Annotated in this window: 16 protein-coding genes; 9 read left to right on the forward strand and 7 right to left on the reverse strand. The window is 70.5% G+C overall.

All coding sequences use genetic code 11. From position 1 onward, the window contains the following. The first annotated feature begins 24 nt into the window (after window positions 1–24). From VGV13_19210 to VGV13_19225, 4 genes are all read left to right on the forward strand, one after another. A complete protein-coding gene (locus VGV13_19210; protein ID HEV8643218.1) occupies window positions 25–375 on the forward strand; it encodes a TraR/DksA family transcriptional regulator in 351 nt (116 codons plus the stop codon). A gap of 40 nt (window positions 376–415) precedes the next feature. Continuing rightward, window positions 416–727 carry a BON domain-containing protein gene (locus VGV13_19215; protein HEV8643219.1) on the forward strand — a complete coding sequence of 104 codons (312 nt, stop codon included), beginning with the start codon at window positions 416–418 and terminating at the stop codon, window positions 725–727. Window positions 728–838: 111 nt separating this feature from the next. After that, the gene (locus tag VGV13_19220) at window positions 839–2,239 is read left to right on the forward strand and encodes a sigma-54 dependent transcriptional regulator (GenBank protein ID HEV8643220.1); all 1,401 of its coding nucleotides are present in this window, start codon (window positions 839–841) and stop codon (window positions 2,237–2,239) included. Next, window positions 2,239–2,883: an ATP-binding protein gene (locus VGV13_19225; GenBank protein ID HEV8643221.1), complete on the forward strand. Its 645-nt coding sequence runs from the start codon at window positions 2,239–2,241 to the stop codon at window positions 2,881–2,883. The genes VGV13_19220 and VGV13_19225 overlap by 1 nt, the downstream gene beginning before the upstream one ends. A gap of 27 nt (window positions 2,884–2,910) precedes the next feature. Here the strand turns inward: VGV13_19225 and VGV13_19230 are convergent, their stop codons facing one another. Both VGV13_19230 and VGV13_19235 read right to left on the reverse strand, forming a co-directional pair. Further along, window positions 2,911–3,672: a site-2 protease family protein gene (locus VGV13_19230; GenBank protein HEV8643222.1), complete on the reverse strand. Its 762-nt coding sequence runs from the start codon at window positions 3,670–3,672 to the stop codon at window positions 2,911–2,913. Window positions 3,673–3,697: 25 nt separating this feature from the next. Then, window positions 3,698–4,579, reverse strand: a complete 882-nt coding sequence (locus tag VGV13_19235; GenBank protein HEV8643223.1) for a hypothetical protein — start codon at window positions 4,577–4,579, stop codon at window positions 3,698–3,700. A gap of 154 nt (window positions 4,580–4,733) precedes the next feature. On the opposite strand from VGV13_19235, the gene VGV13_19240 reads away from it, so the two are divergent. The 4 genes from VGV13_19240 to VGV13_19255 all read left to right on the forward strand — a co-directional run bounded on the left by VGV13_19240 (window position 4,734) and on the right by VGV13_19255 (window position 8,524). Beyond that, window positions 4,734–5,492, forward strand: coding sequence for a glucose 1-dehydrogenase (locus tag VGV13_19240; protein HEV8643224.1), 759 nt, complete (start codon window positions 4,734–4,736; stop codon window positions 5,490–5,492). A gap of 5 nt (window positions 5,493–5,497) precedes the next feature. Then, window positions 5,498–7,081 (forward strand): phosphoglycerate dehydrogenase, encoded by a 1,584-nt coding sequence (gene serA / locus VGV13_19245; GenBank protein ID HEV8643225.1) that lies wholly within the window; start codon window positions 5,498–5,500, stop codon window positions 7,079–7,081. 40 nt (window positions 7,082–7,121) lie between these two features. Then, entirely contained in the window at window positions 7,122–7,523 is a 402-nt protein-coding gene (locus tag VGV13_19250; protein ID HEV8643226.1) for a hypothetical protein, read from the forward strand. A gap of 245 nt (window positions 7,524–7,768) precedes the next feature. Further along, the gene (locus VGV13_19255; GenBank protein HEV8643227.1) at window positions 7,769–8,524 is read left to right on the forward strand and encodes a transglycosylase SLT domain-containing protein; all 756 of its coding nucleotides are present in this window, start codon (window positions 7,769–7,771) and stop codon (window positions 8,522–8,524) included. A 9-nt stretch (window positions 8,525–8,533) separates the two neighbouring features. On the opposite strand, the gene zwf is transcribed toward VGV13_19255, so the two are convergent. The 5 genes from zwf to VGV13_19280 form a co-directional block, all read right to left on the reverse strand. Beyond that, entirely contained in the window at window positions 8,534–10,024 is a 1,491-nt protein-coding gene (gene zwf / locus VGV13_19260; GenBank protein ID HEV8643228.1) for a glucose-6-phosphate dehydrogenase, read from the reverse strand. After that, window positions 10,008–10,901 (reverse strand): decarboxylating 6-phosphogluconate dehydrogenase, encoded by an 894-nt coding sequence (gene gnd, locus VGV13_19265; protein HEV8643229.1) that lies wholly within the window; start codon window positions 10,899–10,901, stop codon window positions 10,008–10,010. Before gnd ends, zwf begins: the two co-directional genes overlap by 17 nt. Window positions 10,902–10,965: 64 nt before the next feature. Next, window positions 10,966–13,053 (reverse strand): ribose 5-phosphate isomerase B, encoded by a 2,088-nt coding sequence (rpiB, locus tag VGV13_19270; GenBank protein HEV8643230.1) that lies wholly within the window; start codon window positions 13,051–13,053, stop codon window positions 10,966–10,968. 1 nt (window position 13,054) lies between these two features. Further along, window positions 13,055–13,801, reverse strand: coding sequence for a 6-phosphogluconolactonase (pgl, locus tag VGV13_19275; GenBank protein HEV8643231.1), 747 nt, complete (start codon window positions 13,799–13,801; stop codon window positions 13,055–13,057). 17 nt (window positions 13,802–13,818) lie between these two features. Next, window positions 13,819–15,261 carry a gluconokinase gene (locus VGV13_19280; GenBank protein HEV8643232.1) on the reverse strand — a complete coding sequence of 481 codons (1,443 nt, stop codon included), beginning with the start codon at window positions 15,259–15,261 and terminating at the stop codon, window positions 13,819–13,821. Window positions 15,262–15,291: 30 nt separating this feature from the next. On the opposite strand from VGV13_19280, the gene VGV13_19285 reads away from it, so the two are divergent. Then, window positions 15,292–15,510 (forward strand): hypothetical protein, encoded by a 219-nt coding sequence (locus VGV13_19285; protein HEV8643233.1) that lies wholly within the window; start codon window positions 15,292–15,294, stop codon window positions 15,508–15,510. Window positions 15,511–15,621: the final 111 nt, after the last annotated feature.

The raw sequence follows: 15,621 nt of genomic DNA on the forward strand, positions 1-15,621 counted from the left end.
GAGACGCGGCGGGAGGAGAGCCAGATGCGGACCGTAAAGTCGGACCTGGAGCGGAAGCGCAGGGCGCTGAACAGCGCGATCCAGTCGAGCATGGGCTCGACCAGCGAGACCGATCACGGGCGGGAGCTACTCAAGGACCCGTACGGGAGCGCGTCGCTCACGCACGATGATGAGATCGCGGCGGCGGTCGTGGAACGGCGTGCCCGCCAGCTGGAGGAGGTCAGCCGGGCCCTGGAGGACCTCGATGCGGGCCGGTACGGTATCTGCCGGGATTGCGGCGACGCTATCGCCGCCGCGCGGCTGAGGGTCATGCCCTTCGCCACCCGCTGTGTGGCGTGCCAGGCGAAGAGCGAGGGGCTCCCGCGTGCGGCCTGAGGGGCTACCATTCGACGACGGGAGAGGGAGATAGATGGCAATGGCAAGGGCGTTCAAGGCATTGGCTGTGGTCCTGGTGGTCGCCTCGATCCTGAGCGGCTGCCGGGCGGCGACCGGCAAGTCGACCGGGCAGACCATTGACGACGCCAGCATCACGGCGTCGGTGAAGGCGAAGCTCGTGGCTGACAAGGCCGCCAATCTGACACGCGTAGACGTTGACACCAACAACGGCACTGTTTACCTTAACGGGACCGTCGAGTCTGCGGAGCAGAAGACCCGGGCCGAGCAGCTGGCCCGGCAGGCGAAGGGCGTCAAGAGCGTCGTCAACAACCTGCAGGTGCAGAAGCGCTAGGGTGACGCGTACGCAGTCGTGGTGCGGCACCGGGGGGGAGGGTTCTCCCCCCGTGCCGTACGACCGTCTTGAGGTCATCTCCGGGGTGCGAGGGGCACCGTCGAGGAAAGCGTGAGTCCAGCGCGACGTGATCAGAGCAGGAGTGGCAAGGTCCTCGTCGTCGACGACGAGCCGGCCGAGCGCGAGGGCCTCGCACGCCTCGTGGGGCAGTGGGGCTACGAGGTGGAGACGGCGTCGTCCGGCGAGGAGGCGCTGAATCTCATCGAGACGCAACATCCGGCCGTGGTCCTCACCGACCTGGTGCTGCCGGAGATGGACGGGCTGACACTGCTCCAGAAGCTGAAGGAGACGGGGCGCCCGCCCATCGTGCTCCTGGTGACGGGTCACGGCACCGTGGAGAGCGCGGTCGAAGCGATGCGGCACGGGGCGTTCGACTACCTGACGAAGCCCGTCGACGCCACCCGCCTCCAGGTGTTGCTGGAGAAGTCGATCGAGCAGGAATCGCTGTCCCGCGAGGTGAGCTTCCTCCGGCACCAGCTCCGCCAGAAGGGCAGCTTCGGCCAGCTCGTCGGGCAGTCGAAGGACATGCACGAGGTCTATCGCTGGATCGAGCTGGCGGCCACGAGCACCGCGCCGGTGCTCGTCTTCGGCGAGAGCGGAACCGGCAAGGAGCTGGTGGCGCGAACCATCCACGACCTCTCGAACCGGCGCAACAAGCCCTTCGTGGCCATCAACTGCGCGGCGATCCCGGAGACGCTCATCGAGAGCGAGCTGTTCGGCCATGAGCGCGGGGCGTTCACCGGCGCCACCGAACGGCGCCTCGGCTGCTTCGAGCTCGCCGACGGCGGCACCCTCTTCCTGGACGAGATCGCGGAGATGGACAACTCCACGCAGGCCAAGCTGCTCCGCGTGCTACAGGAGGGCAACTTCCGGCGCGTGGGCGGTAAGGTGGAGATCCAGGTCGACGTGCGGGTGATCGCGGCCACCAACCGTGTCCCCAGCGAGGCCATCGCCCAGGGCCAGCTCCGCGACGACCTCTTCTACCGCCTCAATGTCTTCACGATCCGCCTCCCCGCGCTGCGCGAGCGCAAGGAGGACATCCCGCTGCTGGGGCGGACGTTCATCGAGGAGTTCAACCGCCAGGATAACCGGCAGGTGCGGGGCCTGACGCCCGAGGTGGACAAGGTCCTGGAGCGGCACGCCTGGCCGGGGAACGTGCGCGAGCTGCGCAACGTCATCCAGCGCGCCGTCGTCCTCTGTGGCACGGGCGCCATCGCGCCGGAGCACCTGCCGGACAACGTGCTGCGGACCACCGAGCCGTCGAGGCCGGCGACGACGGGCTCCGTGGTGCCGATCCGCGAGATGGAGCGCGAGCTGATCCTGAGAGCGCTCCAGGAGATGAATCAGGACAAGCGGCGCGCCGCGGCACTGCTCGGCATCAGCCTCAAGACCCTCTACAACAAGCTGGCCAAGTACGGCATCCAGGCGGTGAAATCGGCCCGCATCACCTGATGGCGTCGCTGCCGCAGGATCTCGACCGGCTCCTGCACGACCTTCGCGGGCCGCTCAACGCCATGGCGATGCACCTCGAGGTCCTCAAGCGGACGGGCCCGGGGGAGCCGGAGGCGCTGCAGAGGTTCGAGACGATCCAAGCGGAAATGGCTCGCCTGGCCGCCCTGCTCCCGGCCGCCTTCGACGTTCTCGCGCTGGAGCGCCGCGACGTGGCTCCGCTGAATCTGAAAAACCTCGTTCGCCGCGCTCTCGAAGAGCACGGCCTGGGCGGCGTTACCCTCGCCGATGGCGCCTGGGCGGACGTGCGCGGTGACGCGCGGCTGCTGGGCCTCGCGGTCGGCCACCTCGTGCGCAACGCGCTGGCTGCGACGGCAGCGGCGGGTGGGGGTCGGCCGGCGCCGCACCTGAGCGCCAGTGCCGCCGAGCCGGGACGGGTAAACCTCGTCATCCGTGACTGGGGCACGGGACTGCGCACCACGAACTCGCGGGCGCTGATTCGCCTGTCGCTGTCAAAGACGACGGGACGGCCCGCCGTCGGGCTGGTGACCGTGGAGCGCGTCGCGCGGCTGCACGGCGGCACGGTCGAGTTTCACGCGCCCGCCGATGGCGGGGCCGAAGTCAGGCTGACACTGCCCGCCGCCTGAGACGCGTCTCCCTCCGGAGCGGGCGGGCTAGGGACGCCCCGGCGGGCCGGACGTGCCCGAGTACTGGTGGATGACGCAGCCGAGCAACGCGGCCCAGAGCGCGATCGCCGCGTCGCCCGAGGCGGAGCTGAACACGGCTATCGCCAGCAGGGCACCGCCGACGCCGCGACCCGCGACCTGCACCATGCGGGTGGCGTCCACCGGTCGCCGCGTGACCCGCCAGAGCAGGGCGCGCAGAGCGTGGCCCCCGTCGAGGGGCAGCGCGGGAATGAGGTTCAGGAGTGCCAGACCCAGGTTGCCCACCGCCAGGATCGCGGTGGTGGCGGCGGCGAGGGCGTCGGCCCCGGTCTCGACCAGCACGATGTGGCCCAGCGCCGTCGCGACCGCCACGGCGAGGCTTGCCGCCGGTCCCGCGAGGGCGATCCCGAGCGTCAGGCCCGGAGTGTCGGGCGGGCGGGAGAGTTCCGTGACGCCGCCGACGAGCGACAGCTCGATGCGGTGCACGCCGAGGCCGGCGCGCCGGGCGGCCAGGCAGTGGGCGGCTTCGTGGAGCGCCACCGACAGGAGCAGCAGCAGCGCGGTCAGCGCGCCCCCCGCCCAGTACGTTACCGGCGGGCGCCCCTTCGCGGCCGCGGGCAAGATGGTGTCCGCGAACGTCCACGCGCCGAGGCCGACCCCCAAAACGCAGGAAACGTCTAGCCGTAGCGGCGCGCCGAAGAGGACCAGTCCGCGCGCCGTCGCCGCCCGGGCCGGAATCTGCCCCAGGGATCCCGCCGATGGCTGAATCATGACAAGCGCCTGGTGGCTGTGCGCTTCAGGATGCGAGGGCCTGCGCCGGGGGCGCAGCGTCGAGCCTGATCCGCACGTGAGAGACCGGCAGGACGCCGACCTCGCACGCCCGCACGAAGAGTGCGTGGGTGATGGACGCGTACGGCATCTGTTCGTAGACGGCCTCGCACAGGAGCCCTTCCTCCGGCGTCCCGAACGCCGCGCCCAGAGGCTCGAACGTCTCGAGCACGTCGGGCAGGTGGCGCGCGCCGAGCGCGATCAGGGCCCGGGCCTTGGCGACGATCACGCGCGTGTTGACCAGGCCGTCCCCTTCCCAGAGCGCCGCCGCCTCCGCCGGCGAGGGGCGGGGCATGAACCGCCGCACCGCGCGGACGGCGTATGGCTCGAGCCCTTCGATGGGCAGGCCGGGGTCGATCCATGCGCAGGTCGGGTCGGGGCCGAGGGGCGGCACGCCGATCACGATCGGCAGCTCCGGGCGCATCCTCACGGCGCCGACCGCCTTGGCCACGCAACTCATGAACCGCGCCTCGCCGTCCATGAGCTGACCACCGGGAAAGATCGCGACCGTAGCCTCGGCATCGGCGGCGGCGATCTTGAGCACGGCCAGGAACGTCTCGGCGGCGCTGCCGCGATAGGCGGGCTGGACGATCCGCTGAATGTCGGTGAGACTCCCCAGTCCGGTGTCGTAGTATGCGGAATGGCCGCGCGCCAGCACGGCGACGATCCGCTCGGAGGGGATGAGGTGCGTCGCGCGCTCGAGGGTCTGGCGGAAGAGCGCGGGACATGACACCGCCGCCGGGGCGAGGCCGCCCGGGCGCGACGTCGGGCGACGCTCGAGCGACTCGAGGCTTCCGGCCAGGACAACGCCCCACAGGTGGCGCGTCTCGTGAAGATTCGTCGTGTTCATGGCTTGCGAGCTTGGTGCAGCCGGTGTGCCACGATCAGAACTACGGAACCTCGCGAAAGATCTTGCGTCCGGTCAGGGCGTAGGTTGAAAAAAGGTTCAAGCAGAAGCGTGAACATGTAAGAGTTACACTCAGGATGCGGGAGGGAAATTTTTCGTGTTCGATCTGAAGGGGAAAGTCGCCATTGTCACCGGAGGCAACGGCGGGATCGGGCTGGGCATGGCCCGCGGACTGGCGTCGGCCGGTGCGCGGATCGTCGTCGCCGCGCGCAACCAGGAGAAGTCTCGCGCCGCCGTCGCCGAGCTGGCGCGCCTGGGGTCGGAAGCCGTCACCATCGCCGTCGATGTCGCCGAGGAGGCGTCGGTGGGCGCGCTCGTGAGAGAGACCATCGACCGCTGGGGACGGATCGACATCCTGGTGAACAACGCCGGCATCAACATCCGGAAGCCGGCGCAGGACCTGGCGCTCGAGGAATGGCGGCGGGTGATCGATACGAACCTCACCGCGGCCTTCCTCTGCGCACGGGCGGCCTATCCGGCGATGAAGGCGGCCGACGGAGGCAAGATCATCAACATCGGCTCGATGATGTCGATCTTCGGCGCATCGTTCGTGCCCGCGTATGGCGCCAGCAAGGGCGGGATCGTGCAGCTCACGAAGTCGCTGGCCTGCGCCTGGGCGCGCGACAACATCCAGGTCAACGCCGTGCTGCCCGGCTGGATCGACACCGAGCTGACGCGGCAGGCCCGCCAGCAGATCCCCGGGCTCCACGACACCGTCCTGAAGCGGACGCCGGCGGGGCGCTGGGGCCTGATCGACGATCTGGCCGGCATCGCCGTCTTCCTGGCCAGCCCCGCGTCCGACTTCATCACCGGCACCGCCATCCCCGTCGACGGCGGCTACTCGATCCAGGGCTGAGCGCGATGCGCGTGCTGGTCGTGGACGTCATCGCGCCCGAAGGGCCCGCCTACCTGCGCGAGCGGGGGTTCCAGGTCGATGAGCTGATCAAGCCGAGCCTGGACACGCTCTACGCGCGCGTGCCGGACTACGACGCGCTGATCACGCGGTCGGGGACGGCGGTGACGCCGGATCTCCTCAAGCACGCGTCGCGGCTCAGGATCGTCGCACGCGCCGGCGTCGGCGTCGACAACATCGACGTGGACGCCTGCTCGCGGCGCGGCATCGTGGTCGTCAACGCGCCGTACGGCAACGTGGTGTCGGCGGCGGAGCACACGATGGGGGTGCTGCTGGCCCTCGTTCGGCGGATCCCCGAAGCTCACGGCAGCCTCAAGGCACTCACCTGGGACCGCACGATTTACGGGGCCGAGCTCTTGCGGAAGACCGTCGGGGTGGTCGGGCTCGGCAAGGTCGGCTCGCGGGTCGCCGCGCGGCTCCGGGCCTTCGAGACCGAGCTGCTGGTCTACGACCCCTATGTCGCGGAGGCTCGAGCCCGCGAGGTGGGCGCGCGCTTGACCGACTTCGAGACCCTGCTCAGGGAGTCGGACGTCATCACCTTCCACGTCCCCCTGACCGATGAGACGACCAATATGGTCGCGGCGCGGGAACTGGGGCTCATGAAGCGCGGCGTCCGCCTCGTCAACTGCGCGCGCGGTGGCGTGGTCAACGAGGCCGACCTGCTGGCGGCGCTCGAGTCCGGGCACGTGGCGGGCGCCGCCATCGACGTCTGGAGCGAGGAGCCGCCCCGGAGCAAGCTCCTCCGGCGGCTCATCGCCGACCCGCGCGTCGTCGTCACCCCCCACCTCGGCGCCAACTCCGGCGAGGCCCAGGTGAACGTCGCCCTGGACGTTGCCCGTCAGATCGTCGCCTTTCGCGATGGCGATCTGGTCGAGTACGCCGTGAATATTCCGGTGGGCGACAGCGCGGTGCTCGCCGAGCTGAAGCCGTTCATCGGGCTGGCCGACCGCCTCGGGCGCTTCTGCGTCCAGCTCGATCCCGAGCACCTGGCCAGCGTCGAGGTGAAGGTGGCGGGCGCGGTCGCCCAGACCGATCCCCAGCTGCTCGCTCGCGCGGTGCTGGCGGGGCTGCTGGGGCCCGTCATGGCGGGGCCGGTCAATCTGGTCAACGCCCACCTGGTCGCGCGCGAGCGCGGGGTCGAGGTGCGCGTCGCCCGGGAGGACGAGACCCACGGTTACAACAGCCTGGTCACGGTGACGACCCAGACGCGCGAGGGACGGAAGATCATCGCCGGCACCGTCTTCGACGGCCAGCCGCGGATCGTGCGCCTGCGCGACCTCAACATCGAGTTCACGCCGGAGGGCCACATCCTGGTGCTGTCCTACGAGGACCGCCCCGGCATGGTGGGGCGGATCGGGACGACGCTCGGAGGCCTGGGGATCAACATCGCTTCCATGCACGTCGGCCGGCGATCCAAGCGGGGCCGGGCCATCGTCGTGCTGATCCTGGACGAGGAGCTCACGCCGAGCCAGGTCGGGGGCGTGGCCCGGGCCGTGGAAGCCGACTTTGCGCGATTCATCCGGCTGACGTAATTTCTTGATGGGCGGCCCCGCCCCCTGCTAGGCTCTGGGGGTGCGCAGACGAGGGGTCGTCGCGTTCGCCCTGATTGCCCTGTTCGCCGCGGGGTGCGCTACCACGCAGTCCCGCGCCGGACACAGCGAGTTCGAGGACATCCCGGTCCCGAAGGGTCTCACGTATCTCGAGGACCGCTCGACGATCATCGAGTCGCCCTCGGTCAAGGCCGCGCGGCTTCTCTATCGGGGCCGTATCGAGATCACCAGCCTCGCGTTCGCCCTGCGAACGACCCTCGAAGCCAACGGCTGGCGGAGCGTCAGCAGCACGACGAGCGGTCCCCAAGGCACGACGCAGGTCTACGAGAAGGGCGGCAATTCACTCCAGGTCCGGCTCTGGGAGGGGTGGTACTTCACTTACGTGGAGTTGACCGCCAGCCGGGCGCTGCAGGCCGCGAAATAGCCGGCGTGTCACAGGGTGTCACCGGCTCGACGCCGTGGCCGTCTGATTCCGTAGCTTAACTCCTCGAAAAAACGAGGCTTTCCACTCCTCCGGCTCCGGCACTCGCATTGCTTCACGGATGGGTCGCCGATAACCCACTCCAGGCCATCACCTTGGGCACCAAGAAACTCGTACCGCCTACCCCACGCAAGCGCGGCCGACGCGCGCTACAGATACCCGTCCGTGACCGGTTGCTCGGCCTGGCCATGCTCTTCGTCGTGCTCGTCCCCGCCTACGTAGCCACCCAGCGAGCGGAAGATTCAGCCGACCTGCTCGACGGCGGCCCGGGCGATCAAGCCACGGCGCTCGACGCCGCTCCCGACGCGCAGGTAATCCACGCCCACATCCGCGAGGTGGCTGCTCGCTATGGCGTTTCCGCCAGGCTGGTCGTCGCGGTCATTTCCGTCGAATCCGAGTTCAACCCGCGCGCGGTCTCCCGAAAAGGCGCGCGAGGCCTGATGCAGCTGATGCCGGCGACGGCCTCGAGCCTGCGCGTCGACGACTCGTTCGATCCGCTGGTGAACATCGAGGCCGGCGTGCGCCACCTGCGACGGCTGATGGATCGGTTCGACAACGACCTGCCGGTGGTGCTCGCGGCCTACAACGCCGGCGAGCGCGCGGTCATCGTCTACGGAGGCATCCCACCCTATCGCGAAACCCGCAAGTACGTCGTCCGCGTCCTCCGACGCGTCGACCCCGATCTGGCCCGCGCCTTCTTGCAGGAGTACGGGCGTCGCCAGGCGACGCCCGACCGGGGACGAGGTCGATCCCGCCGCGCCACCGGGGCCGACGACCCGGCGGCATCAGCGAAACCGATCAGCCTCGACGCGCAGGTAGCGACCGACGCGCAGGTCGCGACCGACGGCGGCTTCCTGTTCCGACCGCCGCGAGGAGTTCGAGAGGATCGGTCGAGCGCCGCCGAGCCTCCGGCTAAGGGCCGCGCCGCTGCGCAGAGCCCGTAGCCGGCGTGCTCACGGGTTCCGCCAGGCCCAGCCGTCCCATCCCGTGATGAAGGTGTCGGCTTCCGCGGGCCCCCAGGACCCGGCTTCGTACACCGGGGGAGGCGCGGCGGACTCTCTCCAGGCCTCGAGCACCGGCGCCAGGATGGCCCAGGCCTGCTCCACCCAGTCGCCGCGCGCGAAGAGCGTGGCATCGCCGTGGATGACGTCGAGCAGCAGTCGCTCGTACGCCTCGGGCGGCTGGCCCCCGAAAACCTCGCCGTAGCGGAAGTCGAGCGTGACGGGCGCGAGGTGTAGGTCCGGTCCCGGGACCTTCGCCGCCACCGTCAGCGCGATGCCCTCGCCCGGCTGGATGCGCAGCACGAGCTGGTTGGGGCCGACCCCGGTGGGGTGACGGCGGAAGATCATGTGGGGCGTCCGGCGGAACTGGATGACGATCTCGCTGACCCGCTTCGCCAGCCGCTTGCCGGTCCGGAGATAGAAAGGGACGCCCGCCCACCGCCAGTTGTCGACGAAGAGCTTGAGCGCCGCATAGGTCTCCGTCCGTGAGTCCCGGGCGACGCCCTTTTCTTCCCGGTAGCCGACCACGTGCTTGCCCTCCACGAAGCCGGGCCCGTACTGCCCCCGCAGCGCGACCTCGGCCACCTGCGTCCGATCGATCGGGCGGATCGCCTGCAGCACCTTGTTCTTCTCGTCGCGCACCGGCGCGGCGTCGAAGGTCACCGGCGGTTCCATCGCGATGAGGCAGAGGAGCTGGAGCAGGTGGTTCTGCACCATGTCGCGCAGGGCGCCCGCTTCCTCGTAGTAGGCGCCCCGCGTCTCCACGCCGATGGACTCCGCCACCGTGATCTGCACGTTGGCGACGTGGTTGCGGTTCCAGAGCGGCTCGAAGATCTCGTTGGCGAAGCGCAGGACGAGGAGGTTCTGGACGGTTTCCTTGCCGAGATAGTGATCGATCCGGTAGATCTGTTCCTCGCCGAAGTACCGCCGCAACTGACGGTTGAGGGCGCGCGCGCTCTCGACGTCGCGGCCGAACGGCTTCTCCACGACGACGCGCGTCCAGCCATTGCGGCTCTGGGCGAGACCCGAGTTCCCCAGGTTCTCGACGATGTCATCGTAGAGGCTCGGCGGCGTGGCGCAGTAGAAGAGACGATTGGCCGATCCGCCGCGGCGCGGCTCCGTGTCGCTCAAGAACGTCTTCAGCTCGTCGTAGAGCGATGGCTCCTTGGGGTCGCCCGGCAGGTAGTACAGGGCCTGGGCGAAGCGCTCCCACACGAGCTCGGACGGGGGCTGCACCCGCCCGTGGTCGCTCACGGCCTCCCGCATCCGTCGCCGGAAGTCGTCGTGGCTCATCTCGGTCCGGGCGACGGCGAGGATGGTGAAGGGCTCCGGCAACGTGCGGGTCGCGTAGAGCGCGAAGAGGGCGGGCAGCAGCTTCCGGCGCGTCAGATCGCCGGAGGCGCCGAAGATGATCAGCGAGAACGGCTCATCGGCGGATGGCATGGCCCCCGAAGGCGTTGCGGAGCGCGGCCAGCAGGCGATCCGCGAAAGAGTTGTCGCGACGCGAGCGGAAGCGCGCGAAGAGGGCGGCGGTGATGGCCGGCGCGGGCACCGCCTTTTCGACGGCGTCCTCGATCGTCCACCGGCCTTCGCCGGAGTCCTCGACCCAGCCCTTGATCGTGGAGAGCTTGGGATCGTGGCTCAGGGCGCCGGCGGCGAGCTCGAGCAGCCACGAGCGCACGACGCTGCCGCGGTTCCACAGCAGCGCGATCGCCGGCAGGTCGAGGCCGTAGTCGGACGCCGACAGGAGCTCGAAACCCTCGGCATACGCCTGCATCAGACCGTACTCGATGCCGTTGTGGATCATCTTCACGTAGTGGCCACTGCCGACGGCGCCGACGTGCAGCCAGCCCTCGGGCGGGGCGAGGGTGGTGAAGATCGGCGCCAGCCGCTGGACGACGTCGCGCTCGCCGCCGATCATCAGACAGTAACCTTCCGACAGACCCCAGATGCCGCCACTCACGCCGGCGTCCACGTAGTGGAGGCCTCGCGACCTCAGGGCGGGAGCGCGGCGGACGTCATCCTTGTAGTGGGTGTTGCCGCCCTCGATGAGCGTGTCGCCCGGCGCCAGCAACTCGGCCAGGCCGCGCAGCGCGATCTCGGTCGGCTCGCCGGCCGGAACCATGATCCACACGGCGCGCGGCGCCGGCAGCGCCGTGACCAGCTCGCGGAGCGAGGCGGCGGACTCGATGCCGTTGCTCTGCACCGCCAGACGCGCCGTCGCCGAAGGATCATAGCCGACGACGCGGTGCCCCCCGCGCACGAGACGCGTCGCCATGTTGCCGCCCATCCGCCCGAGGCCGACCAGCCCCAGGTCCATTAGATTTGCCGTCGGCGCGCCTGCGCCGGGCCTCCGGCGCCCGACGGTCGGGGCAACGTTGGACTCATGACAATTTCCTCGTGAACGCTACGCGCAGGTGGTCGATCGCTGCGACGGCGGACCCGGCAATGGGCAGCCACACGACGCGGCGATTTGCCGCGCGCAGCGTCGCGAGATCGCCGAGTGCCTGCGCCATCTTGAGTGGGGCGAAGCCATAGCGCTCGCCGGGGATCGGCAGATCGTCACGAACTTCGCCGGCCATGACGACGAGAATGGGCGTGGGCGGACCGCCCTTGTGGAGCTGTCCGGTCGCGTGCAGGTACCGCGGCCCGTAGCCGAGCGTCGTCGCCAGCCGCGTACTGTCGCGCACCAGGCGACGGAGCGATTGCAACGCCTCCGTCGTGGCGGGCTCGGGCGTGAGATACGCCAGCAGCCCGACGTAGTCGCCCGGTCGCGCCTGCGCGAGGGTTTCGGCGAGCGTCTCGACGGTGTCGGCGGGCCACTCGGGCAGCCGGCCGCGTTCCTTCAAGGTGGCCAGCGCTGCCTGAGTCGCGTCCTTGGCCTGGGCGACGTCCGGCTCGTCGAAGGGATTCACGTCGAGCAGAACACTGGCGGCGGCCGTGGCCATCTCCCACCGGAAGAATTCACCGCCCACGTCCAGGCGGTCGGCGAGCGTGATCGAAAACACGGGATGGCCGGCCGCTTCCAGAGGCTTCAGCGCGCGCGCGACGCTCTCATCGGCGCCGAGCGTGATGCCGACGAAGACGCGATCGCTCCCGTAGGCGGCCGGCGGGCCCGGAGGTTCACCGTCGACGACGACGAGCCCGCGGCCCTGCTTGCCGGTGGACTCCGTCAGGAGCTGCTCGAGCCAGGCCCCCAGCGAACGCAGCGGCTCGGAGATCACGAACGTGACCTTGTCGCGTCCAGCGACGGCGAGACCACCCAGCACCGCGCCCAGTCTCAGCGCAGGATTGGCGGCGACCGGCACGTCGGCGCCGCACGCGGTGGCCATCCGATGCGCGCGCTCGAGCAGGGTCGCGAGGTCGACGCCGAGCAGCACGCCGGGAACGAGGCCGAAGAACGAGAGCGCGGAGAACCGGCCGCCGATGTCGGCCGGGTTGACGAACGTCCGGCGGAAGCGCGCCTCGGTGGCGAGCCGCTCCAGGGGCGTGCCGGCGTCGGTGATGGCGACGAAGTGGGACCCCGGGCGCTCGACCGCACGCTCCACCTCGCCGCGGAAGAACCGGTAGAGCGCCTGCATCTCGGCGGTCGTCCCGGATTTCGACGCCACGATGAAGAGCGTATTGGCCAGCTTCAGCCGGGCCCGGACGTCACGGATGGCGCCGGGATCGGTGGTGTCGAGCACGGTGAGTGCCGGCGCCCGGCCGGCGGGAGCGAACGTCATGGCCAGGGTCTCGGCGGCCAAACTCGAGCCACCCATGCCGAGCAGCACGACGTCGGTGATGCCGTCGGCCCGCACGGCGCCGGCGAAGTTGACCAGATCGCCCACCTGCGCGCGCATGCTGGCGGCAACCGTGAGCCAGCCCAGGCGGTTGACGATGGCCGCCCGCACCGTGGCCACGTTGCTCCAGAGGCTCGCGTCCTCCTTCCAGATCCTGGTGCCGGCGCCCAGACGCTCGAGCGCCTCGAGCGCGGCGGCCACGGGGGGAAGCGCGTCGATGCTCGGAGCGGGCCGCGCGTTCATGGTGTCGCCCTCCTCGAGAGCACGGATCTTGGCCAGACGCCGCACGTGACGCTCGGCGCCGGAGAAGCGGGCACCGACGAAGGCCCGGGTGAGCGCGATCGCCATCTCGACGGTGACCACCTTCGCCCCCAGGCACAGGACGTTGGCGTCGTCGTCCTCGCGCGACTGCCGGGCGGTGAAGAGATCGTGGCAGAGCGCCGCGCGCACGCCGCGGATCTTGTTGGCGGCGATCGACACGCCGGCTCCGCTCCCGCAGATCAGGATGCCGGCGTCGGCCGCGCCGTCGCGCACGGTGACGCCGACGATGCGCGCGTAGTCGGGGTAGTCGACGGCATCGGGCGTGGACGAGCCGACATCGACGACGTGATGGCCGTCGGTGGTCAGCGCCCGGCCCACCTCGGCCTTGTAGGCGACCCCGTGATGGTCGCCGCCGATGACGAGGCGCACGTCAGGGGCCGAGGAACGCCGCCGCGGCGCGGTCGAGCATCCACACGAGACGCCCGTTCATCGGGCTCACCAGTCCGGCCGGCAACAGCGCATGGTCCTTCACGACCGTGCGAACGACCTTCGCCTTCTCGGCGCCGGCGACGAGGAAGATCACGTTGGCGGCGTTGGTCAGCACCGGATAGGTGAGCGTGAGGCGCTCGGGGATTGCGGCCGCCGCGGCATGCACGGCGACGACGGGGCGAAACACTTCCTTGAGCGCGGGCGACCCGGGAAAGAGCGAGCCGGTGTGACCGTCGATACCGAGGCCAAGGAGGATCAGGTCGAAGCGGGGCAGCTCACCGCGGCGGAGGCCGAACACCTCGCCGAGGGCGCGAGCGTAGGCGACGGCGGCCGCATCGCTGTCGGCGACCTCACCGCGGATCATCGGGAAGACCTGGTGCGGGGGAATCGGGACCTTGCCGAGCAGCGTCTCCTGGGCCATCCGGTAATTCGACTCGGGATGATCGGGAGGCACGCAGCGCTCGTCGCCGAAGAAGACGAAGGTGCGGCTCCACGGCACGGCCTCGCCGTGCGGCGACTGGGCCAGGCGCATGTAGGTCTCACGCGGCGTGGCGCCGCCCGACAGGGCGATGGTGAATCGGCCCCCGGCGGCGACGGCGTCCCCGGCGATGGACGCGATCGTTTGCGCGGCCGCGGTGGCCAGCGCCGCCGTGTCGTCGAAGACCTTCACCAGGGCGCCGTCGCTCATGACCCCATGATACCGGCTCACACCAGCCTGGCGTCGAGAGCTCGTTGTCGCGCCAGCGCGTCCCGGTAGTGTGCATGGCGGGCCGCATCCGGGCGGACCGTCTCGCCGACGGGTGGGCGGGCGGAGGCGAGCTCGGGTCGCAGGCCGAGCGCCGAGAGCGCGAGCAGCGCCGCGCCGCGGCTCGTTGCCTCCTCATCGGGCAGCACCGTGATGGCCCGGCCGAGCACGTCGGCGATGATCTGAGCCCACGTCCGCGAGTGGGCGACTCCGCCACCTGAGGCGAGAACCGCGTGATCGGGCGCGACGCACGGCCTGAGCAGCTCGTGGACGATACCGAGACGCAGCGCAATCGCCTCGAGCACCGCGCGCAAGATGTGCACCCCCGTGGTGTCCAACCGCAGGCCGGTGATGCTCGCGCGGCGCTCGCCTCGCCAGCCGGGCGCACGCTCACCGGCGATGAAGGGCAGCACGGTCAGGCCGTGGCCGTCGGCCGGAAGCGCGGCGAGCGCCGCCTCGGTGGCGGGCCCCTCGGGCAGGCGCAGGACGTCGCGGCACCATGCCAGCAGATTCCCGCCCTCGCTGAGCGCGCCTCCGACGATGGCGAGCCGCCGGTCCACCCGATAGCGCCAGAGGCCGCGAGGCGGGCTGCCGGGGGCCGTCGTGATCGCACGGAGCGCCGCCGACGTCCCCACGTTGAGGGCAATGCGCGAGGGATCGACACACTCGGAGCCGACGTTGCCGGCCGCGCCATCGCCGATGGCGGGAAACCAGGGCACGCCGCGCAGCGCGGGCCAGCGGCGCGCCCACGCCGGGCGCAGGCCGCGTCGCGGCTCGGTGCGATCCACGAGGGGGAAGAGTTGGCGGCTCCCGATGCCGGCAGCGGCCAGCGCGGTCGCGTCCCAGGTGAGCGCGGCCTGATCGAAGAGCCCCGTGGCCGAGGCCATCGACACGCTCGTGGCCCCTTCACCGAAGAAGGCGAGCTCCAGGTGCTCACCGATGGAGCCCCAGCGCATCACACGCTGGGCCTCGGCCGGGCGCGCGCGCGCGAGCCAGCGCAGCTTGGCCGGCCAGTACGACGCGTGGACGTGACAGCCGGTGCGCGCGTGCAGCGCTGCCTCGTCGAGAGCGCCGGCCAGGAGCGTGGCGTCGCGGGCGCCCCGCGTGTCCGCCCACATGTAGACCGGCGTGACGGCGTGCCCGGCGCCGTCGAAGCCGAGGAGCCCGTGCCAAAAGGTGGCGACGCCCACGCCGGCGACGTCGGGCAGGCCGGGGCCGGCGAGCACGGCGTCGAGGCAGGCGGCCACCGCGGCCAGCAGCGCGTTGGGATCGTGCTCGACACCGCCGTCGGCGGTGAGGGTCGGCTCATACGCGCTCTGATGGAATCGTCGCGGCACGGTGGCGGTCTCGTCGTACATCGCGGCGCGCGCCGAGGAAGTGCCGACGTCGAGCGCGAGAATCATGAAGAGCGCACCTCGGGTAAGATACCGCTCATGAGTGAGACGTGGGAAGTGCTCACGCTGCGCGGCCTCAGCGCCACCGATGAGCGGGCCGAAGAGTTCACCGGCACCCTCGTCATCCATCGTGAGGGCAACAAGGAACCGGTGGAGACGATCACCATTCGCGTGAAGCGCTCCATCCTGAGCGAGCTGCACACGACGCTCGGCCGCCTGCTCAGCCGCTCCATCGGATTTCGCCGCGGGGTACAATGAGCGCCTTCAACGGGAGGATGCGATGGGCGTGATCCGTGTGCTGAGCCCGATCGGTGTCGACACCGGCGAGCGCGTCTCGGTGCCCGCGCTGCCGCGCGATCTCTCCGGCCG

The organism is Candidatus Methylomirabilota bacterium (assembly GCA_036001065.1).
In the GTDB taxonomy this organism is placed as follows: domain Bacteria; phylum Methylomirabilota; class Methylomirabilia; order Rokubacteriales; family CSP1-6; genus MNEF01.